Origin of the sequence: Anabaenopsis sp. FSS-46 (genome assembly GCF_029891665.1) — a bacterium.
Classification (GTDB): Bacteria; Cyanobacteriota; Cyanobacteriia; order Cyanobacteriales; family Nostocaceae; genus Anabaenopsis; species Anabaenopsis arnoldii.
The window spans coordinates 12605-37407 of sequence record NZ_JANQDG010000012.1 but is presented as its reverse complement, the minus strand read 5'-3'; the positions used below and the strand labels follow the sequence as shown (position 1 = coordinate 37407).

The window sequence follows — 24803 nt, the reverse complement described above, 5'->3', positions numbered from 1 at the left end:
GGAGCATGGGAGCGGTTATCCCTCAGTAAGCTTTCAAGGTTTAGCCAACCTCGATAAGTTAATTGCTGCGTTTAAATCCCTGTCCATTGAATGACCACAACTTCCACAGTTGTAAATTCTTTCTTTTAGTGGCATATCTTGGATATGCCCACAAGAACAGGTGTTTAAACATAAATACACTTATAGGTTTGTAGATAAGTGTATAGGTTTGTCTATTTAATTGTCAACTAGGCTACTACTCCTTCGAGGTTATACCTTACTTACATCTCGTTCATAAATTACCAACCTCTTGACAAAAAGTAATAGATAGCCTCGAAGGACAGGGTTTAGCGGTGAGGTATTTTCAGGAGTATGTCACATTTGCAACAATTTAGCGAGCATCTGGGGTAGTGGTAGGACAATAATTACTAACAATCCCATGGCCATCAATCCTAAAATGTCACGTTTATTATCCAGTTCGGTGACATCATTCAAAGCCGGTTCATCAATCAAGGGGATCAAGAATAAGATAATTGCCCACAGCAAAAATCCTGACTGCACCAAAGAAAGTAGTAGCAGTAATAAGCGAGAAATTTGACCGATGACCATGGCGGTTCTTTGCCCAAACATCGCATGGACAATGTGACCCCCGTCTAATTGTCCCACGGGCATCAAATTCAAGGCTGTGACGATTAGCCCCAGAAAACCGGCTATGGCCAGGGGATGAAGGTTAATTGCTGATGTTGAGGTTAACTGGCTCCCTAATGCTAACTTAGATAGCAATGCTAATAAAATAGAAGATTTGGGGTTGAGAGCTTCCGGGTTGAACAGTCCTGCTTGGTCAGTCAGAGGAACCAATTCCGAATTCACCAAACCCCATAATAGTATAGGTAGAGTGATGACAAAACCTGCCAATGGACCCGCAATGCTGACATCAAATAAAGCTTTGCGGTGAGGAACAGGACTACGCATTTGAATAAATGCGCCAAAGGTGCCCAAAAAGAAGGGTAGAGGTATAAAATAAGGCAGGGTTGCCCGAATTTGGTAGTACCGCGCCGTCAAATAATGACCCAGTTCGTGGATGCCCAAAATAGTCATCAGACCCAGGGAATAGGGTAATGCTTGCCAGAAGATCCTGGGGTCAGATACTAATTGTTGTGGGTCAGAGCCGGCGATGCTACCCCCCACTAGAGTAGTAGTAATTAAAGTTGCTACTAGCAAAAATAAAGCGAATCCTGGGCGTGTGATCTTCTGTGGCTGACTAGGATTTCTAGCGGATTGAGTGTTAGGTACAAGGATAAAGAAAGGTTTACCATTGAAACCTTCTTGGAAAATCAGCAGAAAGCGATCGCCAAATTCCGCTTCTATATTGGCCTTAATCTGCTGATAAGCTTGAGTAGGTGTAGTTCTGATCTGACCCCGACAGATAATGGCCTGGGGTTTGTACTCAATGTTGTGGATGTAGTATACAGACCAGGGAAAACAATTTCTCAGTTGAATTTCTTCGGTTGGTTGAATGGGTCGCACTGGTACTGGTTCTGCGGTAGGATGGATTGCCGATTGTGATCTAATATCTTGGGGTTGAGTGGGTGTATTTGTGGGCTTTCTCCGCCCCCATTCCAACAACACCCAGTATAACAGAACGCAGATAATTGATGGCCAAATAATCAGTGATGATGGCGGTGGTTGTTCCGTCCCATAAATCAGAGTCCATCCGCTCAATATCAAAGCTGGACTCATTAACACCAACCACAGCAACCAGACTGGAGTCTGGGTGATCTGAGCGACGCTGCGCTGCACTATCAGATAAGTAGCTATTCCCAGTAGGAGAAGGAACCAAAATGTCATGTGATTTTCAGTAATTTGGCAGAAATGTCTTACTCCCGTGTTGTCACCATAGCCTTCTCCTGGGGAGAACCTGCTGAGGAAACACACCCGGTTGACTTTGAACGCGATTCCATAACAGTTAAAAGAACTTAATTAATTGAAAAATAAGTTCAATTCTGTCACCTAATTTTCCACACTTTCGGTTTTTACTCATGTGCGCCTTACCTCAACAGCCAAATCAGACAGCGAAGCCACCACGTCCGGTGCTAGATAGGATCTTTGCCTTCCCGCCCAATCGGGACACATTAGGGGGAACCTCTTATCTTATTGTAGGAAATGAGGGCAATATTCTCATAGATTCTCCGGCTAATGACCCCATAAATCAAGATTTTTTGCGATCGCATGGTGGCGTGCGTTGGTTATTTCTGACTCATCGAGGTGCTATTGGTAAAACAGCACAAATTCAGCAAACCTTTGGTTGTGAAGTTCTGATTCAAGAGCAAGAAGCCTATTTACTACCTGGATTAACCTTGACCACCTTTACCCAGGAATTTAGACTCAATTCCACAGCTGAAGTGATTTGGACATCTGGACATTCTCCGGGTTCATCTTGTTTGTACTACAGTGATTTGGGGGGGGTGTTATTTTCCGGTCGTCATTTAGTACCTGACCCCACAGGGGAGCCAGTAGCTTTTCGCACAGCTAAAACCTTTCATTGGTCTAGACAAATTAAAAGTTGGCAATTACTCCGAGAAAGGTTCACAGCCGAAACACTCCAGTATATTTGTCCCGGTGCTAACACAGGTTTCCTCAGAGGAAAATATGTAATAGATAATGCTTACCAACGCCTTGTTAATACCTGTGTTACCATGAGTGCCGCCCCTGTCTCAAGTAACTGATAATTCACGTGTTAATTAATCAATCAGCTCCCCGACTTGTGCAAGAAATCGGGGAGCTAGCTGGGATTTTGTGTTAATTAACCCCAGTATCGACCCCAGCAAATACAGAACTTGTTTTCAATAATTCCAGCGCCCCTTGATATTGCAAATCTTCTGGGGTAGCAATTTGTGTCCGGGTAATGGATTCTTGGGAAATCACCTGATCTGGGGTAATTCCTAATTTATTAATATCCCGATGTGATGGTGTTTCGTACTTAGCAATGGTCACTGCCAAGCCAGAACCATCGGATAATTCAAACAGAGACTGAATTAGACCCTTACCAAAAGTAGTTTCCCCCACTAAGGTAGCACGATGGTTATCTTGCAGCGCGCCGGCGAGAATCTCACTAGCACTAGCGGTACCTTGATTTACCAAAATCACCAGGGGGTCATCTGTCAAAGCCGGGCCAAAGGATTCAAAACTGCCCTGAATGCCCTGGCGATTGACGGTGTAAACTATAGTACCGGAGTTCAACCACAGACGGGCAATTTCAATTCCTGATTGTAATAACCCGCCAGGATTATTCCGCAAATCTAAAATATAGGCAGCCGCGCCTTTTTTCTCTAGACTAGAAATAGCATGGGCTAATTCCATAGAGGCGTTAGCGTTGAATTGAGTTAGACGCAGATAGCCAATGGGGGTACCTTGGGGAGAAAAGCGTAGGTCTGCGACTACAGGATTCAGCTCAATGCGATCGCGTACTATTTTCACCTCTTGTTCTGCGCTATCATCCCGTGAAATCAAAAGTGTCACAGAACTACCAATGGGACCGCGCATTTTGGCAGCTGCCTCGTCAAGAGTTAAATTATCTGTAGAAAGCCCTTCGATTTTCACAATGCGATCGCGGGGTTTAATCCCTGCTAAATCTGCTGGCGAGTTCATGATAGGAGTCACCACTTCCAGCTTACCGGTTTCGGGATTGATAGCAATTTGCAACCCTACCCCAGTCAGTTCACCAGAAGTATTCACCTGCAAACTGCGGTACTGCTCGGGGTCTAAAAACCTTGTAAACGGATCCCCCAGAGTCTGGAGCATTTTCCGAATCGCTGCATAAGCAGCTTCTGGGTTTTTTATTGGCTTCTCCAGAATCTTTTGCCGCACCGCAGACCAATTTTGATGATTAAATGTCTCATCCAGGTAATTGCGATTGACAATTCGCCAAACTTCTGAAACTAATTTCTGCTCATCCGTCAAAGCCGCGGCTGGTGGGACAAAAGCCCCCACCACCAACCAAAGAGCCACTAGCAATGAAAATCCCAGCCGAAAAACCTGTTTTTGCATGAACCGCATTTTCAAAATCCACTTGCTCCCAAATTTGCCCAACAATACTGAGGAAAAATGCCTATTTACCTCATCGTTGATGAAATCTATCTCTCAACTATGTTACTTTTTTTATAGAAGTGGTGCATTCCTCTCATCAAGCTCTTGCTATGACTGAGGGGCTGCATTCCACCCAGGAAACGATAAGATCGACTTGGTGGCGAGCATTTGTGGTGTTAGCTTGCCAAGAGAACGCAATATATTCCATATTTACAGAGTGTTAAGTTTTCCAAAAATTCTGATCACTCTGCTCAAAGCGAAAGTAACTCCTCTTTGTGAAAATCCCAAAATAGTTAATTGGGAGATTAATCAACCGCAACCGATTTTTAGGAACTTGAGATTGTATGGCCAACGTTTATGACTGGTTTGAGGAACGCCTAGAACTTCAGGCCCTCGCTGATGACGTGACTAGCAAGTATGTCCCTCCCCATGTCAATATCTTTTATTGCTTGGGCGGAATTACCCTGGTTTGCTTTCTGATTCAGTTCGCCACTGGATTTGCGATGACGTTCTACTACAAGCCCACTGTAACTGAAGCTTATGCCTCGGTACAGTACATTATGAATGAGGTCAATTTCGGTTGGCTGATTCGCTCCATCCATCGCTGGTCTGCCAGCATGATGGTGTTAATGATGATTTTGCACGTCTTCCGGGTATACCTCACCGGTGGTTTCAAAAAGCCCCGGGAATTAACTTGGGTCAGCGGTGTGATTCTAGCAGTCATCACTGTTTCTTTTGGTGTGACAGGCTACTCCCTACCTTGGGACCAAGTTGGTTACTGGGCGGTAAAAATCGTCAGCGGCGTACCAGAAGCAATTCCGGTAGTTGGCGTTTTTATTTCCGATATGTTACGCGGTGGTTCTAGTGTGGGTCAAGCAACCCTGACTCGCTACTATAGCGCGCACACCTTTATACTGCCTTGGTTAATTGCGGTGTTCATGCTGTTCCACTTCTTGATGATCCGCAAGCAAGGTATTTCCGGTCCTTTGTAATCCCTTAAAGCCACAATGGGAAAAGGCGACGGCTTTGAGTTCCCAGATGCAAATGTTTGTTTTAAACTTATGAGAAATCAGCAATTCATCGCTCATAAGCGACAATAAAAACAAAGATTTGTATTTGAAGCTCAAAGCTATAGATACCCCCCCGTTAGGGTAAGCCTCATAGCTCATGGCTTTTACAAATGCTTTAACTGAATTTGAGCAGGAGAGCGTATTTAAATATGTCAACGCAGAAAAAACCCGATCTGAGTGATCCTCAGTTAAGAGCTAAACTCGCCAAAGGCATGGGCCATAACTACTATGGTGAACCCGCTTGGCCTAATGACCTACTGTATGTATTTCCCATTGTGATTATGGGTTCATTTGCTTGTATTGTGGCTCTAGCTGTGCTAGATCCCGCAATGACAGGTGAACCAGCTAATCCTTTCGCCACCCCCCTGGAAATTCTACCAGAGTGGTATTTGTATCCTGTATTCCAGATTTTGCGATCGCTTCCTAACAAACTTTTAGGAGTGTTAGCAATGGCTGCTGTACCCCTGGGGTTAATCCTCGTTCCCTTTATTGAGAACGTGAACAAATTCCAAAATCCCTTCCGCCGTCCAGTTGCAACTACAGTGTTCCTGTTTGGTACATTAGTAACTGTATGGTTAGGTATTGGTGCTGCTTTACCATTAGACAAATCTTTGACATTGGGATTGTTCTAAACTAAGTAGCAAAACTTCTTTGACACCTGTAGTTTGAAGATCATCCTCCAAAATTAGCATTTGATATTCACAACTGCTGAAGCGCTCAAATTTGATTTGACAGATGCTGGTAATTCTGGCGGATGTGATTTTGAAACTTACAGGTGTCAACGTAAAATTACGCGCCAAACAGCTGATGGGCGAGGCGATATCAAAGTAACTAGGACTGCGATCGCTGCTTGAACCCAGAATCAATCCCCCGTCATTTATGCGGGGGAGTGCCCCCATGAAATTATATTTAAGTCAAGGTCAATGCTTAGCATAGTGCAGCACGACCATCTGGCGGTAAAGAGCGAACTCAAGCTCCTAAACTACGTACAACAATGGTTTGAGCAATTTTGTCTCACATATTTGTCTCAATTGGGCTGGTCACAAAGCCAACTTTATCGCCTCAACTTAGCATTAGCAGAGGGTTTTACCAATGCAGTTCGTCACGCCCATAGTGCTTTACCACCAGAAACTACCATCGAAATTGAAGTGAGTCTATGGATTGACAGACTGGAAGTGAGAATTTGGGATCAAGGAAAACCTTTCAATCCTGATGCGATCGCAGAGCCACAGCCGGGTACACTCCAAGTAGGTGGATATGGATGGTTTCTGCTGAGAAGATTGGCTGACCATGTTGTCTACGAACGCAGTGCTGATGGTAAAAATTGTTTATTAATACTCAAATACGCCAGAGAAAACTAGATATTTTTACCCTGGAATCGGGTATAAGCCCATAGTAGCAAAACTCAATTAATATTTCTTGACCTTTGGTGGTTGACCGTGGGCTTTTGACCCGGCATTAAAATCGCTATCCTAGAGGGAGAGCAAGAAAATAATTGCAAAAATGAGCCTTAAATCTTTGGAATTGAGTCTGGAAAAACTGCGACCTTGGCTGACCATGTTAGCAGTTTTCTGGTTGCTAGCATCACTAGGCTTAGGCTGGCTGGTAAATTCGTTGTTAATTATCTTTGGTTTGCTGTTATTTACACCCGTTGTCGCCTTCTTCGGCTTGCGCTGGTGGCTACAACGCAATTTAGTAACTGACCAATGTCCCGTCTGTAATTATGAATTTTCAGGTTTAAATAACACTCAGGTGCAGTGTCCTAATTGTGGAGAGCAATTGTCAGTAAAACAAGGACATTTTCAGCGCTTCACACCAGAAGGTACAATTGATATTCAAGCGATCGAAATCCCAACTAAATCACTCAAAGAACAAAAGTAACCCAGATGGACACCCTATAAAAACTTTACCAGTAAATTAAGTCAAAATTTTAACTCTCAAAAGTTATGTTAAAACCACAACATAACTTTTATCTTTACACTGGTAAACCTGGAACTTGAAGCAAATCCAATTCCCGTTTAAAAATTTCATCAATGGGTAACATTTGCCCATCAGTGGTCATAAACTTATGGTCTTTTGTCGCCCGGATAATTGAACCATCTGCTAAAGAATATTCAAATAGTTGTTGTTCTCCCCGATCATGCCACTGTAGAATAGGTTGGGTATAAACATTGCCATTTTGATCAACACTATAAACATGACATTCCAGACACTTGTGGACAATTTCCCCAATGGGAATCAACCCATATTCCACCGTTAAAACCTGCGTATCATAGCTCAAACAATATTCGGCAAAGTTTAACATTTGCTCAAACAATTCCTCAGCTACTTGTTTTTTAACTCCATTCTTCGCCGCACCATCAACAAACTTTTCCCGCTGCTTTTGCATTTCTGCAACCTTCTTTTTACCCATAGCGCGACGCAATAAGTCAGCTTGTCCTAGGGAATATCCAGCCATATCTTGAGCAATTTTCATAATTTGCTCTTGATAAACCATAATTCCATAGGTTTCATTCAGTATGGGTTCTAGAAGAGAATTTTGGTAATCAATCACCTCGCGCCCATGTTTACGGTTAATAAACTTAGGAATGAGTCCCGCATCTAGGGGTCCGGGTCGATAGAGTGCCAAAATAGAAGAAATATCTTCAATATTGGAAGGCTTTAAATCTCTGACTATCTGACGCATCCCTGAAGATTCTAATTGAAATATTCCTTCTAAATCCCCAGCTTCTAAAAGTTCATAGGATTTTTTCACATCTTTGGGTAAAGTTGTATGTTCACCCTTAGCTAATATTTTTTGAGATTTTCTTTCCTGACGTGTAATTTCATCTGGGTCAATGCGATAACCTCTGCTTTGTTCAATTAAATCAATTGTTTTTTGAATCAGGGTTAAGTTACGTAACCCGAGAAAATCCATTTTTAACAAACCCAGTGATTCCAAGTCTTCCATAAAATATTGGGTAATCACCGCACCATCATTATTCCTTTGCAGTGGCACAATTTCATCTAAGGGGTCAGCAGAAATCACCACCCCAGCAGCGTGGACACCAAAAGTTTTATTAGTTCCTTCAATTCGCATGGCCATATCAACCCAATGGCGGACTTGCGGATCATTATCGTATTTTTCCTTAAACTCTGGTGCTGGGGTTTGGTCGGAAATCATCACTTTGAGTTTAGTGGGTTTACCCCGGACTACGGGAATTAATTTCGCCATTTTGTCTGATTCCCCATAGGGAATATTCAATACTCTAGCGACATCTTTTAAAACGGATTTAGAGGTGAGGCGGTTGAAAGTAATAATTTGAGCAACTCTATCTTTACCATATTTTTGAGTTACATATTCAATAACTTGGTCACGTTTTTCAATGCAAAAATCTGTATCAATATCAGGCATTGATTTACGTTCTGGGTTCAAGAATCGCTCAAATAATAAACCATGGTGTACCGGGTCTATATTAGTAATTCGCATAGCATAAGCTACCAGAGAACCTGCAGCAGAACCACGACCAGGACCTACAGGGATGTTATTATCTCTGGCAAATTTGATGTAATCCCAAACTACTAAAAAGTATGTAGAAAACCCCATGGACTGGAGCATTTTTAATTCATATTCTAATCTTTCTCTATATACTGGCTCAACTTCATTGCGGGATTTGCGGTTTAACCTTTCTAATAATCCTTGCCAAGCTACTTCTTCAGCGTAAGTGTCGGGAGTATGACCTGAAGGTATGTATGGTGTGGGAATCTGAGGTTCACCCATAATATTATAAACTGCCACTTTATCGGCAATTTCTGTAGTGGTGCTGATAGCTTCAGCAATGACATCATCTGGTAAATGGTCACGGAATAACAGTTTCATTTCTGCTGCGGATTTCAGGTATTCTGTACCGCTATAACGCATCCGTTTATCTTCACTAATTAGCTGTCCAGTTTGAATACATAGTAAAGCGTCATGTGCTTCCACATCAAAACAAGATATAAAATGAGAATCGTTAGTGGCAATAAATTTAATTCCTAATTCCCGCGCAATTTTAACAATTTCTACATTTACAATGCGGTCTTCTTGAGAGCCGTGGTCTTGAATTTCTAAATAGTAATCATCCCCAAATAATTCTTGATACCACTTGGCAATTTTCCGGGCTATCTCTGGTCTACCACTGAGAATTGCTTGGGGTATTTCTCCACCTAAACAAGCACTAGTGACGATTAAACCTTCACGATATTGTTTGAGTAGATCTTTATTAATACAAGGACGAGAAAAAATTCCCTTACCTTGTACCCCTTCCAGGTGGGAAATTGTGGTAATTTTAACTAAGTTTTTGTAACCTTGAGTATTTTTGGCTAAAACAACTTGATGATATTTGGGGCGGCGTTCTTGTTTGGTAATATCGCCGTTGATGATATACATTTCGTTGCCAATAATTGGCTTAATGTTTTTACTGCGGCAAATTTTAATCAATTCTACAGCACCATACATGACACCATGATCAGTCAGGGCGATCGCTTTCATCCCCAGAGCGATGGCTTGATCGACCAACTCCGGTAGCTGACTGGCTCCATCGAGCAAACTATAGTCGCTGTGAATATGTAATGGTACAAAGGACATATAAGTCTCCAAGCAGAAGCTGATAGTACTGCAATATACCATTTAATTTGGATTTACCAGACTAGCCAGTGTAGCTAAATCTTGGGCTGCGATCGCTTTAGGCAAATGCAGCTGATAACAGTGGGATTTTCACTGTAAAAGTTGCTCCTTGTCCTTCCCCCCCACTCTCTGCATGGACAGTACCACCATGCAATTCTACTAAATGACGTACGATTGCTAGGCCTAAACCTAAGCCGCCATAGGAGCGAGTACTAGAACTATCCGCCTGGAGGAAGCGGTCAAAAACATAAGGAAGAAACTCTAGCTTAATCCCAATACCCGTATCCCGGACTTGAATTTGAGCATAACTAGTAATGTTTCGGGGTAAATTTTTGTGATCATCAATACTATGGGAAAGTTCAACTTCTACCCTACCCCCTGCAGGAGTAAACTTGATGGCATTAGATAGTAAATTCCAGATCATCTGTTGTAAACGATCCGTATCACCGGCAACTAAAAATCTACAATGATTATGGTCTATTCCCTGGGGAGGAATCACGGAAAATCTCAAATCAATTTCCTTAGCTTGGGCGGCTAACTGGACTGTTGTCATCGCCGACTCAATTAGGGGAACCAAATCGTAACTACAAACATTGAGATACAACTGTCCCCTAATCATGCTGGAAATATCTAGCAAATCTTCTATAACCTGGGCTTGTGTCCTAGCATTGCGCTCAATAGTTTCCATGGCCTTAGCCATTTGAGTGTCACTCAGTTTGCGAGCTCGCAGCAGTTGCACCCAACCGAGAATAGCATTCAGGGGCGATCGCAATTCATGGGATAATATACCCAGAAATTCATCCTTCATGCGGTTGGCTTGTTGCAGTTGCTCTGTTTGCAGTTGCAGAGAAGCAATTAACCTCGCCCGTTCCATGGCCACCGCTATTTGGTCACAAACTGCTTGCATCATCGCCCTTTGATTTTCACTAAAAGAACAGCAACTGCGGCTACCAAAACAAAGAGTACCCAAAACCCGTTCTGATGCTATTAACGGGTAACTATAACAAGCCTTCACCGCTAAATTCCGAATTAATTCTGTGTTTGGGTCAGTGGATTCCTGAACATTTTCTACATAAATAGGACGGCGTTCTTGGGCGACAGTACCGCACACCGATTGACCCAACGGTAACCACTCATATTTTTTAGCCACCTCCTCAGAACAGCCTGTAAAAGATGCAAGGCGAATCACCTGATGGTTCTCCTCAACTAAATAGTTAAAGTAAACATCCAAACCAATCTGCTCCGCCAGTTTTTGGTAGAAGCTGTTAATTAATGCTACTGGTTCCTGACTAGATAACAAATCATTGGCTGTGTTAAACAGCAACTGTAACCTTTTGTAACTTAATGCTTGGGCCTTTTCAATTTCCTTAAGATTAGTAATATCTTGAAAGCCTGCTACACAGGTAGCTGAATGACCGTGCATTGCCGGTATAGTATCACCAAATATTAGTACAGAGCGCACAAGGTCGCCAGTGTGCCAGTTTATTTCTAATCCATCTAAACGTTCTCCCCGGGCTACCCGCGCCCCGGGTATTTGCTCCTTAGGGATGCGATTTCCTGCCGCATCTGTGCAATAGTATGTCCTGTCATACTCTTCTACTGGTACACCTTTGGGAAACTCACCCCCTGCTAATTCATCAGCGGCTTGATTAGCAAAGGTTACCCGCCCCGTTTCCGGTTCAATAAACAGTAATGGTAGAGGCATCAGATTTAAGACTTCTTCGAGCCATTTTTGCTGATTGTGAACTGCTTCCTCTATCTGCTTACGCTCTGTAATATCCAAAAATGCCCCAACACTACCTCTACTGTTACCCTGTTCATCAAACAACGGGGCGACGTACTGCAACAACTTGACAACTTTGCCATCTTTATGTATGACCTCAGTTTCAGAGTCTAAAACTGTCGCACCATGAGCAGCAGAATATTGCATAGGTAACTCTTCTGGTGATAGTTTTTTACCGTCGCGGTAAACTTGAAATTCTGCCGGTTGTTCTTGACTGGGGATACTCATGGCATCATATTCACCTGGTGATATCCCTAATTGTTGAGCAAGACAGGGGTTAATTCTCATAGTTTTGCACTCTGCATCTTCAGCAATACCGATACCAATAGGGATAACCTGAAATAAAGTTTGCAATTCGCTGATCCGACGTTGTAAATCTTTATTAAGTTGTACTATTTGTTCTCTTGCTTCCTGGCGATCGCTTAAGTCCAGAATAAACGCCACTGATTCTTGTCGGTTCTGTGCGAGCAACACGTAACCTACTAAAACCCGAATCCGCCGACCATCTTTGTGAATGTATTCTTTTTCATAGGGGGTACAAGCACCTCTGGGATTTTCCTGGGCTTCGGCGATACCTTGAATATCTAAATGCAAATACTCTGGTGGTGTGATATTCCGCCAATTTAATTTACCTGTGAATAAATCCTCACGGCTGTAGCCAATCATCTGTAGAAATGCATCATTGGCTTGGTGAATACCACCATAGACATCACCAAACTTAATACCAATGATGTTAGCATCTACAAAACTTCTCAGCTTTTCTTCCTGTGCTCTGAGTTGTTCTTGCGTCTCGTCGCGTTGACGTTCAATCCGTGATATTACTGCTGAAGTTTGCCAAATCAAAATCGCAAAAATCACTATTAAGATGATGGCAAATAACGATATCGCAAAAGCAGCACCGTATTTCCCTGCTAATTGACCATGGAGGATCAACCAGCCTATCACTAATGGTAAAGCTATAGCTGCCGGTAACAAACGACGCGCCATCAACCCGCCATAGGTATCACTCATTACTACTGCCATAAATGCCTGCTCTGGACTTGCCCAGAGAATGCCTATACAAAGTACAATGAACTTTACGCCTGTATGTAATCCCATTGATGTTGTATATGATGGTGTGGTGGGAAACAATCCTACTTGATACATATAACCGATGAGTACCTGTGCAGAAATCACTAGTACTATCAGGGTAGAAAGTTGAATATACCAAAAATTAAGCTGATTTGGCGATGGCGATAGGGTGCTGTTAGCCATATGGGCGGAAATTTCTAGAGCTATACCCAGAAATATAAAGTTTAAGGCACTCTCAAACCCCATTCGCCCTGGAGGGGATGTTAATACTGCAGTTGGTTGCTCCTGGAAGAGTAATTCATCAATACCAAAATTCCAGCCGAATAAATACTGAGCGAGGGTGAGTAACCCAATCAAGGTAACAGATGCTGCACAAATTCGCGAGCAGGATAAGTAAGGGATAGTAGAATTACTTTTTCTGCTTAGTTTGCTCTGCGACATCCACAAAGATATACCAGATAGCACAAAGCATAAAGCTGTATTAGGCTTCATTGTCACGAGACTGGTGTTACCGCAGGTTTTAATCAATTCAATGTCAAACAACCAGCCAAACAGCACCAGAACACCGACTAATATTGTGATTATGCTTGCAACTTGTACCACTCGTAAGCTATGTAAGCTTGGCAGTTGCAAGCGGTGAAAATTTAACATTGAAGTTTTACCACCCAACTGTCTACCGTAGTCACTGTACTTTGTTTAAAGAAATAAAACCTCACCTATATAACTAGAAAATTTCTAGTTAGGCTATATACTGTTGAGATATTTTTTATCTATCTATAGGCATATTTTTGGGATTACACAATCTACATTAGAAAAGAATAGATACAAAAACATCTATCTTGAAACATAATTTTAAAACATAAAATCATGAGAAAATATGCCCTCGGCCTGTTGTGAGAAGTCAGGGATTCACTGATTATGTTATTTCTGGTCTAAGTATTTAGTATTAATAAACACTTTATATATGTCTGTGAGCAATAAATAGGGGCAATTGATTAATTGCCCCTGGGAGTATAAAGCCTTTTTCAGGCTAATGAAGTACACATCAATTGCCTATTCCCTGTTCCGGTGTTCCCTGTTCCGGTGTTCCCTGAAACTAAAGAACTTTGTACCTCACGAGCATGGGAAATGCTATATTATTAATTTAATTTTGGCGTTTCTAGGTCTTTAGCTACATAAGGGCGTGTTTTTGCAAATCCTCTAGTGAGCAGACTTCCAAAGCTCTAGAATGGGTAGCGCCAAGCACAACAGGGGGGGCGACACCAGCATCTAAAGCTTCTTGCCAACGGGCCGCACATAAACACCAGCGATCGCCTGGTCGTAGTCCAGGAAAATTAAATTGGGGAACGGCTGTACTCAAGTCATTCCCCTGGGATTTAGTAAACTCGAGAAATTCTGGTGTAACTTGGGCGCAAACAACATGCATCCCGAAATCCTGACCACCTGTATTACAAAAGCCATCGCGGTAATAGCCAGTCATGGGAGATGTACAGCAACTCTCCAGGTTGGTTCCTAGTACGTTTTTTGCCTGTGTCATAGTCAATTTTTAATTTTTGTAGTAATTTTCAGATTAAGACTCCCGTAATACATATCCCACGCCGCGCACTGTTTGAATCAGACGTTTATGAGTGTCACATTCAATTTTCAGGCGTAAGTAGCGAATGTACACCTCTATAACATTGGACTCACCCATAAAATTGTAACCCCAAACATTTTCTAAAATTTGCTCGCGGGTTAATACCTCGCGGGGGTGTTCCATTAAAAATTTTAATAGTTCAAATTCTTTCATTGTCAAGTCAATTGACCGTCCGTTATGCATAGCGCGACGGGTGGCGACATCTAAAACCAAATCCCCAAAACGTAACTGTTCTGTGGTTTCAACATCAGGCTTTAAATACAGGCGAATTAAGTTTAAAAAGTCTTCTGGGCGGTAAGGCTTGAGGACATAATCATCAGCCCCAGCTTCTAAACAAGCCACCCGGTCATCTACTGTATCCCTGGCCATGAGCATCAATACAGGGGCGCACATCCCGGCATTTCTGAGTTTTTTACACAACAAGAGTCCTGATTCTCCTGAGAGCATCCGGTCTACAACAATTAAAGCAGGTGGCCGATGGCTTTGCCCACTAGAGGCATCGCGGCAGTATTGTAAACCGCTAGCCGCATCATGGGCTAAAATCGCTTCATAGCCGGCTTCTCGCAAATCAAAGCCTAACTGATTTGCCAGACTCTCATCGGTTTCAATCACCAGAACACAGGGATTGTGAGCAATTGTCATCATTAGTTAGTAGGAATCTTGGATGGGAGATTTGAGATTTCTCAGAGATTGGGACACAGACTGAATCAAGAAAATAATTATCACAGGGGTATACAGACTAAGAGTGAGATGATTCCTAGTAATTTATGATTACTAAGGGAGCTCTACCGATGTTGGTTTGGCGATATGTGGTAGACCCCAACCGAGCTTTTCTCGCAAGATGCGGAAAAATTCCGGCGGTTGCAGACGAATGAATCGGACACTATAGCGCGATCGCACTAAACATACCCGATCTTCTGGGAAGATATAACATCCCCCATTACCATCAACTACCATCACCAGCCGGGGAATATTGACTGGGTAGATGTTGACTGTTTCCGTATCTGGAAATACCAACGCCCTAGAAGCCAGGGAGTGAGGGCAAATGGGTACTAACTGCAAGACAGGTACACCAGGAGTGATGACTGGACCCCCGGCACTTAATGAATAAGCAGTGGAACCCGTGGGGGTAGAAACTATGATACCATCCGCCGCAATATCCACTGGTGCGTGTCGCCCCACAGCAATTTCAAAATGGCACATAGAGGTTAAGGGTTCTCGATGCAAAACCATTTCATTTAAGCAGAGGGCTTCCCACAGCACGGACTCACCGCGAAACACGCTCACAGTGAGCATGGCTTGTTCTTCGATGTCAAAATCACCCGCCATCGCTTGCTCTATGGCTTGAGGGAGTTGATTAACATAAGTTTCCGTCAAAAATCCCATATGACCGGTATTCACGGTTAACAGGGGAATACCAGTAGGGGCGACCTGACGGGAAGCTGCTAAAACAGTGCCATCTCCCCCTAGTACCACAGCGAACCTCATTTCCGAGTCGAAACCGGGGGGAGTTAGTCCATCAATGGGGGTGTGGCACACAGGACTCTCTGGACTAGAGTAGCCCAATATACCACCCATACTTGTAGTGGTAATTACATCCCAGCCAGCGGTGGTAAGTTTGTCTTGCAGTTCCATAGCGATGCGACTCGCTATCGGTTTAACGTTATTGTAAATAATGCCTGCTTTCGGCACACTCAAATATCCAAGTTTTGGCGATGCTTTTTACTTCTGTCATCCTGACATATTTTGGACCATGTAGTCATTAGTCTCTGAAAAAATCCCCATGAATCACCAATGACCAGGAACTAATCATTTTATTGACTATTAACTTTGGAAGACTGCTTAAACGGAGTCTTTTTAGATTTCTCTTTTTTCTGTTTGGATTTATTTTTCTCGTAGTCTAGCTCTTTGAGCTTCTTCATAATGCGACTGAAATAATCTTGCAGGTAGCTTTCCAGAGTTGTGGTTTGTTCTTTGTCTAATCCCAAGAGTTGGTAAACATCATCCATGGGAGCATTTAACGGTTTACCACTGGCTAAGACTTCTGTAAATTCCAGCCTGTCTGCAACGTTCCACCCCCACTGAAAGAAGCGGATAACTCGGCGCACTGTACGCAGCAGGTTAATTGGCATTTTGGTGATTCTGGCTTCTTTCCCAGTTAAACGCTCACACAGGTTAATAATTTCCTCAGCGCTCCAAGGGCGAGTACCCACCACAGGGAAAGCTTGTTTGTGCGTTTCTGGCACACTCAAACTGCGAATAGCAAATTTAGCGATGTCTTGAGTGTCCATATAAGCCACTGGGGAAGAATTACCAGTTACCCAAACTGGTTGATTTTCCAAAATGGGGATACCATATTGACCGATTAGGCCTTGCATAAAGCCAGCTAGGCGCAAAATTGTGTAGTTTATACCAGACTCAGCTAAAAATAGTTCTGTACACCGCTTAATTTCCATCAGTGGTACTTCTGGATACTGGTCTGCATCAAGAATAGAAAAGAATATAAAACGTTCTACACCCGCAGTTTTTGCGGCTTGAATTAATGCGACCTTACCATCCCAATCCACTTGTTTAATAGTCAGTGAATCTGTAGCACGAGATGTGGCCGCATCAATGACGGCTGTTACACCCTCCATCGCTCCTGTCAGGCTTTGGGGCTTACACAAATCCCCTTTGACTAATTCAGCACCCCATTCTTTGAGAAATGCAGCTCTTTTGGGACTCCGCACCAGACAGCGTACTTTATGCCCCTCATCGATCGCACGACGAGCCACTTGTCTTCCTAATGTGCCAGTGGCACCGACAATTAATAAAGTCATGAGGTTAGTAATAAATTTTTAACTTTTATGAAATGAATCTTAACAGAATTAGCTGTCTAAACAAAAGTTTACATTATTTTCATTAATCTTTTGAATCTTGGCAGGTCTGGGAAGCGGGAAGCAAGAGAAGTTAATTCTATGTCTCGGTCTCGGTTCCCAGCCCCCACCCTGGGAGGATTATTCCTCTGCGCCCTGAATTTTCAGTAATAAAGCACCTAAGGCCCAACCCACGAAGATTAAACCGAAAGACAACAGCGCTGCATTCAGAAGTTCGCCGCTCATGAGTGTGATTCTCCTTTACGAATGGTTGATGTTCAGTTTTGCTAAAGGAAAACCTTGAGATTTCCTCTTAACTGGGCTGCTTTCACTAGATTGAGTCATGACTCTAATCTAATTTTCACCAGTTCCATGACAAAATGCTCACAATTGTTCACATTTTTTTGGCTTTTACTCAGAAGTATCGCCACTATGCTAGTCCACCAGTTGACACCACCAAGGCATAGCCTTGAGGCATATTCGGTTAAACTAGCTCTACTAGAAGCGCTATCAAGGCTTCTTTTTCATGAGACCTGTGTAAATAATTCTAAACCAGTTTGATGCTCAATCCCTAATTTTCCCTTTGACAAGTTCCTAGATGGCAGTTTTATTCAATATATGTTTGTATTAAATGAATCAAATTAAAACAGTGAAATTCTCAAATATAAATCCCCCGCGTTTGGCGTTAACACTGGGAGACCCGGCTGGAATCGGACCGGAGGTAATTTTAAAGGCTTTGGCTGATAGATATATTCGTCAAAAATATGACCTGACAGTTGTGGGTAATAGAGATTTATTGTTAGGGGTCTATGAACGACTCAATACAATTGATTTAGCTCATCCAGACCAGTTACAAGTGCTGGATGTGCCATTAGATAGGGAAATTACAGACAATATTATTGTGGGTCAGGGTAATGCTGCTAGTGGTGCGGCTAGTTTTGCCTATATGGAAGATGCGATCGCCAGCACATTGTCGGGTAATTTTGATGCTATTGTCACCGGACCGATTGCTAAATCTGCTTGGAAGTTGGCAGGTTACAATTATCCCGGACAAACCGAACTTCTAGCCGCAAAAGCTGGGGTTGACCGCTTCGGGATGTTATTTGTCGCCCGCTCTCCTCACACTGCTTGGACACTCCGCACTTTACTAGCTACCACACACATTCCCTTAAGTCAAGTAGCCCATACACTCACACCAAAATTATTGACAGAAAAATTAGATTTACTAGTGAAGTGTTTAGAACAGGATTTTGGCTTAAAAACTGGCAGAATAGCGATCGCCGGTTTAAACCCCCACAGTGGGGAAGAAGGACAACTAGGAACCGAAGAACAAGACTGGTTAATTCCCTGGTTAGAACAAGAACGACAAAATCGCCCCCATTGGCAGTTAGAAGGGCCCATACCACCTGATACCATGTGGGTTAAGCCGGGTCTTGCTTGGTATGGTCATACTTCGGTGCATAATCCCGCCGATGCTTATTTGGCGCTTTACCACGACCAGGGCTTAATTCCCGTTAAGTTGATGGCTTTTGACCGCGCCGTTAACACTTCCATTGGGTTACCTTTTGTCCGCACTTCTCCAGATCATGGTACAGCATTTGACATTGCAGGACGGGGAATTACTGATGCTACCAGTATGAAAGCAGCTATAGAGTTAGCGGCGGAATTAGTTATCAACCGTAAACCATAGATTATACTCTATGGTTTAGTCATAAACAATTGATTGTCTAAGAATTAATTAGAGTAAAGATTATAGATTAGTCTAATTATGTAATTCCTTTTTGGCCAGAAAAAAGGTAAGCTAGAAAAATTAAAGAAAAATAAATTTATCATTCGCCAAATAAGTAGCTAACTGGAAGCCAGAGGAAATTATCTCTAGTGCCTAGCTAATTTATACCATCAATAAAGAGGTGAATTTCATGATTCAGTTTCTCATAGGGACTGTTTGGCTAGTCCCTTGTTATGCCTTTATCGGTGGACTTTTAGCCATCCCTTGGTCACCGGGAGTCATTAAGAAAACCGGCTCAAGACCAGCAGGTTATGTCAATTTATTCATGACATTTTTGTCATTACTTCATAGTGTCTTTGCTTTTATATTCATCTGGAATCAACCCCCCCAAGAAATATTTATTCCTTGGCTATCCACCGCGGGTTTAAACCTCACCATTACCTTAGAAATTTCTGCAGTTAGTGTAGGTGCAATGGTGGTAATCACTGGATTAAATTTCTTAGCACAAATTTTTGCAGTTGGTTACATGGAAATGGATTGGGGTTGGGGGCGCTTCTATTCTTTATTGGGATTGTTTGAAGCGGGATTATCTGCCCTAACTTTGTGCAATGATCTGTTTTTCAGCTATGTAATTTTGGAAATTCTCACACTAGGAACCTATCTGTTAGTAGGGTTATGGTTTAGTCAACCCTTGGTAGTCACCGGTGCTAGAGATGCTTTCCTCACCAAGCGGGTAGGAGACTTATTCTTACTCATGGGAGTCTTGGGTTTATGGACTTTATCAGGGACATGGGACTATACAGAGTTAGCAGCATGGGCGAGTAATGCTGAAGTTAATCCCACGGTCATCACATTAGTAGGTTTAGCATTAGTTGCTGGACCAATGGGTAAATGCGCTCAATTTCCCCTGCATTTATGGTTAGATGAAGCCATGGAAGGACCTGTTCCCAGTACAATTTTACGTAACTCCGTAGTGGTTGCTAGCGGTGCCTGGGTATTAATTAAACTCCAACCTGTATTAAGTTTATCCCCTGTGGTTTCATGGTTTATTGTCGCCATCGGTGTAGTTACTGCTGTAGGTGCATCCTTAATTGCGATCGCTCAAGTTGACGTTAAACGCTGCTTATCTTATTCTGTGAGTGCTTACATGGGCTTGGTGTTTATTGCTGTAGGGATGCAACAAGATGAGACAGCATTATTACTGGTACTTGCCCATGCTTTAGCATCTGCATTATTAGTCATGAGCACCGGGGGTATTATCTGGAATAGTATCACCCAAGATGTTACTCAACTAGGTGGGCTGTGGACACGTCGCCCTATTTCCGGGTTAGCTTTTATCGTCGGTACTTTGGGATTAATTGCTTTTCCCCCCTTGGGTGGCTTTTGGGCGTTAGTGAAATTAGCTGATGGACTGTGGGAAAATTACCCCTGGTTAGTGGGAATTATTCTGATAGTCAACACCTTAACAGCCATCAGTTTAACGAGAGAATTTGGCTTAATTTTTGGTGGTCAAGCTAAACCAATGAGTGAGCGATCGCCCGAAGTTCATTGGCCGATGATCATGCCCATGGTGATCTTATTTGGCGTAGTCCTGCATTTGCCTTTAGTTTTACAAAGCTTATCAATATTACCTAGTTGGGCAACCCTGAATAAAGATTTAGTACTATTACTGATTTGGTCAAGTATTTTTGGTTGTAGCATTAGCGCCGTCATTTATTTAGGTAACATTCCAAAACCAATTCGCCTACCTTGGCAACCTTTACAAGACTTATTAGCATACGACTTTTACACACCCAAAATCTATCGGATGACCATCATTTTCAGCGTTGACCAACTTTCTAAATTCGCTGATATGATTGACCGCTTCATAGTTGATGGTATCGTCAATTTCGTCGGTTTATTTTCCCTGTTAGGCGGCGAAGGATTGAAATACAGCACCACTGGACAGACGCAGTTTTATAACTTCACTGTACTGTTAGGAGTCAGCATTTTCTGTGTATGGATAACCTGGCCTTTCTGGAAAGTACAGTTTTTAAGTTTGATGTTTTAACGCTTCAACCGTAAATCAACACCAAGGAAAACATCGGGACTATATCATATGTTGAGTTTTCTGATTTGGATACCAATTATCAGCGCCGTAATTATTGGTTTTTTACCTCATAAACTCCTATCCCCTAGTCGCATTCGCCTAGTATCTTTAACCATAGCCGCCATAGTCTTAGGCTGGAACTTGTTGATTTTAGTGAAATTCGACCCCAGCAACTCTGGAATGCAATTTCAAGAATATCTCCCCTGGAATGAAACCTTGGGTTTGAGTTATCAACTGGGAGTTGATGGCTTATCAATTTTAATGTTGGTACTCAATAGTTTACTTACCTGGATAGCCATTTACAGCAGTAACAAAGAAACTCAACGCCCCCGACTATTTTACCCCCTGATTTTATTCGTGAGTGGGGGTGTGGCTGGTGCATTCTTAGCAGAAAACCTGCTGTTATTCTTCCTATTCTACGAACTAGAATTAATCCCCTTTTACCTCTTAATTTCCATTTGGGGAGGGGAAAAACGCACTTATGCTGGTATCAAATTCTTAATTTACACTGCTGTTTCCGGTGCTTTGATTTTAGCCAGCTTCCTAGGAATGGTATTCCTCAGTGGAGGTACTAGCTTTGCTTGGGATAGTTTATCTATTCAAAATATCGCCCCAGCTGCGCAACTTCTCCTCCTAGGAGGAATTATCTTAGGCTTCGGAATTAAAATTCCTTTAGTTCCCTTCCATACTTGGTTACCTGATGCTTATGTAGAAGCTTCCGCACCCATTGCTATTTTATTAGGCGGCGTTTTAGCTAAGCTGGGAACCTATGGACTGTTACGCTTTGGGATGGGAATGTTTCCCCAAGCTTGGAATGTGGTAGCACCAACCTTGGCTTTTTGGGGAGCTATTAGTGCAATTTATGCTGCTGTAATTGCGATCGCCCAAAAAGATATCAAGCGCATGGTAGCGTATAGCTCCATCGGTCACATGGGTTATATCTTACTAGCTAGCGCCTCTAGCACAGCCTTAGCCCTAGTGGGTGCAGTGGCTCAAATGTTCAGCCATGGTTTAATTTTGGCAATTCTGTTTCACCTAGTCGGGGTAGTAGAAGTCAAAGTTGGTACAAGGGAATTAGAAAAACTCAACGGTTTAATGAGTCCTATCCGCGGTTTACCCTTTATTAGCGCCCTACTAGTTCTCAGTGGTATGGCCAGCGCGGGTATTCCCGGTTTAACAGGATTTATAGCCGAATTTATTGTATTTCAAGGTAGTTTCTCGGTCTTTCCCATACCCACACTACTATGTATAGTATCTAGCGGTTTAACAGCGGTGTATTTCGTCATACTCCTCAACCGTACCTGTTTTGGCAAGCTGGATAATAATTTGGCTTACTATCCCAAAGTTTTGTGGTCAGAAAAAGTTCCCGCTTTAGTATTAGCAGCTCTCATTATCTTCTTGGGTGTACAACCCACCTGGTTAGTCCGTTGGAGCGAAACTACAACTACAGCCATGGTAGCCGCAATTACCCCCATAGAAAAAACCATAGTTGCTCAAATTCCCCACAATTAGCACTTCTGATCTTTGACCAACCCTTGACCATCATCATTGCGAGGCCATAATCATGGTACAAACTCCAGAGAAACCCACAAATAAACTACCTCCTTCCCGACATGAATTTGCTGATGTGATTCATCGCCTTGAAGCTGGTGGTTCTATGTTACCCGATACACCAGAAAATTTAAAACAAATCATCGGCATTTATAAAGCCTATGCAGTACCGATGGATTTTTACTGGCGTAACTTGCTGTATATTGCCGAACGAGTATTTTTAAATCCCCTACCCTTTTTTAAATACTTCTTACCTCAAGAATACTTAGAACTCCATAATCATTATGCCGGTGACGATGCAGAATTGAGAGTCTGGCGCGGTCGGGCCACCGCACACCCTGAACTTTTGGCATTTATCGAGAAGGGTGAAACTATAAAAATGCCCAAATTATTACATCACCTATTCCATGACCGCATTAATATGGAGTTTGCCGAAGCCTGTATGCGGGCTATGTTTTGGCATAGAGGAATGGGTGGTAAATTTGACCCTTACTTAGACACCCCAGAATATAAAGCCAACGCCGATAGAGCCATCAGAGCCTATTTTCAAGGTAACCCATTGATGTTAGGGCTTTATAAACTCTTCCCAGATATGTTTATAGAACAATGTCGCCAAATGTCTTACTATGCGAATTTGGGGCTATTCTGGGAAGTCATGGCCCCTGTGTTTTTTGAAATGTCAGATTTATATGACGAGGGGAAAATTACCACAGTCCCGGAGGCTATGAATTTTCTGGTCAATGGCATTTTTGCAGTGGCCAATCGTCCCATTTACCATCATGTTTATATCCGTGGTGAATGCTACGAAATTATCCCCAAATCTCAAGGCTTTGTCTGGCTTTATGAAGCAGCCTTACCTTATGTAGAAGCTGTTTTTTATCGTACTGCACCTTTTAGAGGGACAAAATCTTATAATGCTCAAGCGCGCCAAATACCAGATAACCAAGCAGATTTTCACTATGGTATTCTTTATGCTGATGTGTTCCCCGTCGGTACAGCAGGTATTCCCCCAACACTGTTAATGCAAGATATGTTGCACTTCTTACCACCATATTTAGTGGAAGAATATAAACAATATTGTCGGGGTGAGGATGATATGTTGATTCAGTTGGGAGTTAGTTTTCAACGTTCAATGTACAATGTTACCTCTGCGGTGATTCAAGCCTTACGCACGGCCCTTCATTATCCTTTAGATGACCCTGAACCTGAGCATTTACAAGCTAATCGAGACTTTTTCGAGGCGCAGTTAAACCGCTTTACCCGTCCTGACTACGGTATTCGTGATGCGGCCCGTTTGGGTGACGTTCAACGCCAAGATTATCGCTGAAGTGTTCCCTTGGGTGAGTAAGATCCCCGACTTCTTACATAATTGGGAGAATCTAAAATAACTTGTGTAGAAGTCGGGGATCTGTGTGACTCGAAGCTCATGTATTTAATTATCTTCAGGGGATGCGATCGCGAAGCGCTGCAAAAAGCAGATCGCCTGTACCAGTTGCGTAAGTCCTATATTAATCTACTGCTGGTAAATGAGAGTTAACCAGCTGTGCAAATTCTTCTAAAGAACTAACATTAATTGCTGATACAAATATTTGTTCTAAAAAAGATGTATCATCAATTTTATTAATGCTCGCAACCAGATTTTCTGGAATGTCACCAAACCGCACTTGTAGCAGTTTGATAATATTTTGTTTCAGAGTTTGCTTGGTGGTTTTTTCTATAGTCCGTTTTTCAATGTTCGTTAACAATGGCATTTTTAGTTTCTCCTGATAAATTGAGCAGCTTAACACTAGAAAAATTAAAGATTAGTTGACTACTCCCTAAACCATATCGGTAAGAATTAGGTTGCCAATTTTTCGTTTCATCCCCTAGTATAGCTAAACTAATCACCGGTTTTTGATATAAATCAAAAGCCCGATAGTTATAGATAAACATTCGTTGGGAAAATTCTTTATCATATTGACTTTGTACTTCTACATGAATTAATACCCAAACTTCTTGATTATCTAACAACCACACCTGAAATAATTTATCAGTATGGCGGGTTTTACTCTCCGCAGTTGCGGTAATCTGCTCTAATTCTTTATCAAGGGAAACGGGGGTTTTAGTCCAATCTATTTCTTGATTTATTTCTGGGTAAAAGAAGGCGAGAAAGGAATCAAAATAATCTCCTATTACTTCTTTCCATGTTTCATCATAGTTAGCTATAATTTCGTTCATGGTCATTAGAGTTTGTTATTAATTATTTTTTCTGCTTCTTTGGGGAAATCAGTCATGTTCAACGGATGGAAGATATTATGTTATGTTGACAT

The 24803-nt window shown here is 42.4% G+C and carries 22 protein-coding genes; 9 read left to right on the top strand and 13 right to left on the bottom strand.

Going from position 1 to position 24803, the window contains the following annotated elements; translation table 11 throughout:
* Nucleotides 1-33: 33 nt before the first annotated feature.
* Together NWP21_RS01580 and NWP21_RS01575 are read right to left on the bottom strand one after the other, a co-directional pair.
* Nucleotides 34-180: a zinc ribbon domain-containing protein gene (locus tag NWP21_RS01580; RefSeq protein ID WP_280791355.1), complete on the bottom strand. Its 147-nt coding sequence runs from the start codon at nt 178-180 to the stop codon at nt 34-36.
* A gap of 174 nt (nt 181-354) precedes the next feature.
* Nucleotides 355-1827, bottom strand: coding sequence for a site-2 protease family protein (locus tag NWP21_RS01575; protein WP_280791354.1), 1473 nt, complete (start codon nt 1825-1827; stop codon nt 355-357).
* A gap of 191 nt (nt 1828-2018) precedes the next feature.
* On the opposite strand from NWP21_RS01575, the gene NWP21_RS01570 reads away from it, so the two are divergent.
* Nucleotides 2019-2705 carry an MBL fold metallo-hydrolase gene (locus NWP21_RS01570; protein WP_280791353.1) on the top strand — a complete coding sequence of 229 codons (687 nt, stop codon included), beginning with the start codon at nt 2019-2021 and terminating at the stop codon, nt 2703-2705.
* 73 nt (nt 2706-2778) lie between these two features.
* Here the strand turns inward: NWP21_RS01570 and ctpA are convergent, their stop codons facing one another.
* Nucleotides 2779-4035: a carboxyl-terminal processing protease CtpA gene (gene ctpA, locus NWP21_RS01565; RefSeq protein WP_280791352.1), complete on the bottom strand. Its 1257-nt coding sequence runs from the start codon at nt 4033-4035 to the stop codon at nt 2779-2781.
* 374 nt (nt 4036-4409) lie between these two features.
* On the opposite strand from ctpA, the gene petB reads away from it, so the two are divergent.
* Both petB and petD read left to right on the top strand, forming a co-directional pair.
* Nucleotides 4410-5057, top strand: a complete 648-nt coding sequence (petB, locus tag NWP21_RS01560) for a cytochrome b6 (protein ID WP_200989569.1) — start codon at nt 4410-4412, stop codon at nt 5055-5057.
* Between the two features lie 227 nt (nt 5058-5284).
* Nucleotides 5285-5767 (top strand): cytochrome b6-f complex subunit IV, encoded by a 483-nt coding sequence (gene petD / locus NWP21_RS01555; RefSeq protein WP_200989570.1) that lies wholly within the window; start codon nt 5285-5287, stop codon nt 5765-5767.
* Here petD and NWP21_RS01550 read toward each other — a convergent pair.
* Complete coding sequence (locus NWP21_RS01550) at nt 5735-6034, bottom strand: hypothetical protein (protein WP_280791351.1); 300 nt, start codon at nt 6032-6034, stop codon at nt 5735-5737. The genes petD and NWP21_RS01550 overlap by 33 nt on opposite strands.
* A 24-nt stretch (nt 6035-6058) precedes the next feature.
* Here NWP21_RS01550 and NWP21_RS01545 point away from each other — a divergent pair, with 24 nt between their 5' ends.
* Both NWP21_RS01545 and NWP21_RS01540 read left to right on the top strand, forming a co-directional pair.
* A complete protein-coding gene (locus NWP21_RS01545; protein ID WP_271732017.1) occupies nt 6059-6496 on the top strand; it encodes an anti-sigma regulatory factor in 438 nt (145 codons plus the stop codon).
* Nucleotides 6497-6638: 142 nt separating this feature from the next.
* Nucleotides 6639-7016 carry a hypothetical protein gene (locus tag NWP21_RS01540; protein ID WP_280791350.1) on the top strand — a complete coding sequence of 126 codons (378 nt, stop codon included), beginning with the start codon at nt 6639-6641 and terminating at the stop codon, nt 7014-7016.
* A 94-nt stretch (nt 7017-7110) separates the two neighbouring features.
* On the opposite strand, the gene NWP21_RS01535 is transcribed toward NWP21_RS01540, so the two are convergent.
* From NWP21_RS01535 to NWP21_RS01505, 7 genes are all read right to left on the bottom strand, one after another.
* The gene (locus NWP21_RS01535; protein WP_280791349.1) at nt 7111-9741 is read right to left on the bottom strand and encodes a DNA polymerase III subunit alpha; all 2631 of its coding nucleotides are present in this window, start codon (nt 9739-9741) and stop codon (nt 7111-7113) included.
* A gap of 97 nt (nt 9742-9838) precedes the next feature.
* Complete coding sequence (locus tag NWP21_RS01530) at nt 9839-13285, bottom strand: ATP-binding protein (protein WP_280791348.1); 3447 nt, start codon at nt 13283-13285, stop codon at nt 9839-9841.
* Nucleotides 13286-13805: 520 nt separating this feature from the next.
* Entirely contained in the window at nt 13806-14171 is a 366-nt protein-coding gene (locus tag NWP21_RS01525) for a DUF2237 domain-containing protein (RefSeq protein ID WP_271732024.1), read from the bottom strand.
* A gap of 33 nt (nt 14172-14204) precedes the next feature.
* The gene (gene nblR / locus NWP21_RS01520; protein WP_271732026.1) at nt 14205-14912 is read right to left on the bottom strand and encodes a response regulator transcription factor NblR; all 708 of its coding nucleotides are present in this window, start codon (nt 14910-14912) and stop codon (nt 14205-14207) included.
* A gap of 132 nt (nt 14913-15044) precedes the next feature.
* Nucleotides 15045-15962 carry an NAD(+) kinase gene (locus tag NWP21_RS01515; RefSeq protein ID WP_280791347.1) on the bottom strand — a complete coding sequence of 306 codons (918 nt, stop codon included), beginning with the start codon at nt 15960-15962 and terminating at the stop codon, nt 15045-15047.
* Nucleotides 15963-16084: 122 nt separating this feature from the next.
* The gene (locus tag NWP21_RS01510; protein ID WP_280791346.1) at nt 16085-17089 is read right to left on the bottom strand and encodes an SDR family oxidoreductase; all 1005 of its coding nucleotides are present in this window, start codon (nt 17087-17089) and stop codon (nt 16085-16087) included.
* Nucleotides 17090-17266: 177 nt separating this feature from the next.
* On the bottom strand, nt 17267-17371 hold the full coding sequence (locus NWP21_RS01505) for a PetM family cytochrome b6-f complex subunit 7 (RefSeq protein WP_010998885.1): 105 nt from the start codon (nt 17369-17371) through the stop codon (nt 17267-17269).
* 403 nt (nt 17372-17774) lie between these two features.
* On the opposite strand from NWP21_RS01505, the gene pdxA reads away from it, so the two are divergent.
* The 4 genes from pdxA (at nt 17775) to NWP21_RS01485 (ending at nt 23821) form a co-directional block, all read left to right on the top strand.
* Nucleotides 17775-18815, top strand: a complete 1041-nt coding sequence (gene pdxA / locus NWP21_RS01500; RefSeq protein ID WP_280791345.1) for a 4-hydroxythreonine-4-phosphate dehydrogenase PdxA — start codon at nt 17775-17777, stop codon at nt 18813-18815.
* Between the two features lie 229 nt (nt 18816-19044).
* Nucleotides 19045-20904, top strand: coding sequence for an NAD(P)H-quinone oxidoreductase subunit F (locus tag NWP21_RS01495; protein ID WP_271734621.1), 1860 nt, complete (start codon nt 19045-19047; stop codon nt 20902-20904).
* A 48-nt stretch (nt 20905-20952) separates the two neighbouring features.
* Nucleotides 20953-22455 (top strand): NADH-quinone oxidoreductase subunit M, encoded by a 1503-nt coding sequence (locus tag NWP21_RS01490; RefSeq protein WP_280791344.1) that lies wholly within the window; start codon nt 20953-20955, stop codon nt 22453-22455.
* 52 nt (nt 22456-22507) lie between these two features.
* A complete protein-coding gene (locus NWP21_RS01485) occupies nt 22508-23821 on the top strand; it encodes a CO2 hydration protein (protein ID WP_280791343.1) in 1314 nt (437 codons plus the stop codon).
* Nucleotides 23822-24002: 181 nt separating this feature from the next.
* On the opposite strand, the gene NWP21_RS01480 is transcribed toward NWP21_RS01485, so the two are convergent.
* Nucleotides 24003-24245, bottom strand: coding sequence for a hypothetical protein (locus NWP21_RS01480; RefSeq protein WP_280791342.1), 243 nt, complete (start codon nt 24243-24245; stop codon nt 24003-24005).
* On the bottom strand, nt 24223-24711 hold the full coding sequence (locus NWP21_RS01475; RefSeq protein WP_280791341.1) for an Rpn family recombination-promoting nuclease/putative transposase: 489 nt from the start codon (nt 24709-24711) through the stop codon (nt 24223-24225). Before NWP21_RS01475 ends, NWP21_RS01480 begins: the two co-directional genes overlap by 23 nt.
* Nucleotides 24712-24803: the final 92 nt, after the last annotated feature.

Excerpts from the sequence above, each read along its gene's own strand:
- NWP21_RS01575 (WP_280791354.1), bottom strand. The coding sequence starts at position 1,827 with ATGACATTTTGGTTCCTTCTCCTACTGGGAATAGCTACTTATCTGATA.
- NWP21_RS01570 (WP_280791353.1), top strand. The coding sequence starts at position 2,019 with ATGTGCGCCTTACCTCAACAGCCAAATCAGACAGCGAAGCCACCACGT.
- ctpA (WP_280791352.1), bottom strand. The coding sequence starts at position 4,035 with ATGCGGTTCATGCAAAAACAGGTTTTTCGGCTGGGATTTTCATTGCTA.
- petB (WP_200989569.1), top strand. The coding sequence starts at position 4,410 with ATGGCCAACGTTTATGACTGGTTTGAGGAACGCCTAGAACTTCAGGCC.
- petD (WP_200989570.1), top strand. The coding sequence starts at position 5,285 with ATGTCAACGCAGAAAAAACCCGATCTGAGTGATCCTCAGTTAAGAGCT.
- NWP21_RS01550 (WP_280791351.1), bottom strand. The coding sequence starts at position 6,034 with ATGGGGGCACTCCCCCGCATAAATGACGGGGGATTGATTCTGGGTTCA.
- NWP21_RS01545 (WP_271732017.1), top strand. The coding sequence starts at position 6,059 with ATGCTTAGCATAGTGCAGCACGACCATCTGGCGGTAAAGAGCGAACTC.
- NWP21_RS01540 (WP_280791350.1), top strand. The coding sequence starts at position 6,639 with ATGAGCCTTAAATCTTTGGAATTGAGTCTGGAAAAACTGCGACCTTGG.
- NWP21_RS01535 (WP_280791349.1), bottom strand. The coding sequence starts at position 9,741 with ATGTCCTTTGTACCATTACATATTCACAGCGACTATAGTTTGCTCGAT.
- NWP21_RS01530 (WP_280791348.1), bottom strand. The coding sequence starts at position 13,285 with ATGTTAAATTTTCACCGCTTGCAACTGCCAAGCTTACATAGCTTACGA.
- NWP21_RS01525 (WP_271732024.1), bottom strand. The coding sequence starts at position 14,171 with ATGACACAGGCAAAAAACGTACTAGGAACCAACCTGGAGAGTTGCTGT.
- nblR (WP_271732026.1), bottom strand. The coding sequence starts at position 14,912 with ATGACAATTGCTCACAATCCCTGTGTTCTGGTGATTGAAACCGATGAG.
- NWP21_RS01510 (WP_280791346.1), bottom strand. The coding sequence starts at position 17,089 with ATGACTTTATTAATTGTCGGTGCCACTGGCACATTAGGAAGACAAGTG.
- NWP21_RS01505 (WP_010998885.1), bottom strand. The coding sequence starts at position 17,371 with ATGAGCGGCGAACTTCTGAATGCAGCGCTGTTGTCTTTCGGTTTAATC.
- NWP21_RS01495 (WP_271734621.1), top strand. The coding sequence starts at position 19,045 with ATGATTCAGTTTCTCATAGGGACTGTTTGGCTAGTCCCTTGTTATGCC.
- NWP21_RS01490 (WP_280791344.1), top strand. The coding sequence starts at position 20,953 with ATGTTGAGTTTTCTGATTTGGATACCAATTATCAGCGCCGTAATTATT.
- NWP21_RS01485 (WP_280791343.1), top strand. The coding sequence starts at position 22,508 with ATGGTACAAACTCCAGAGAAACCCACAAATAAACTACCTCCTTCCCGA.
- NWP21_RS01480 (WP_280791342.1), bottom strand. The coding sequence starts at position 24,245 with ATGCCATTGTTAACGAACATTGAAAAACGGACTATAGAAAAAACCACC.
- NWP21_RS01475 (WP_280791341.1), bottom strand. The coding sequence starts at position 24,711 with ATGAACGAAATTATAGCTAACTATGATGAAACATGGAAAGAAGTAATA.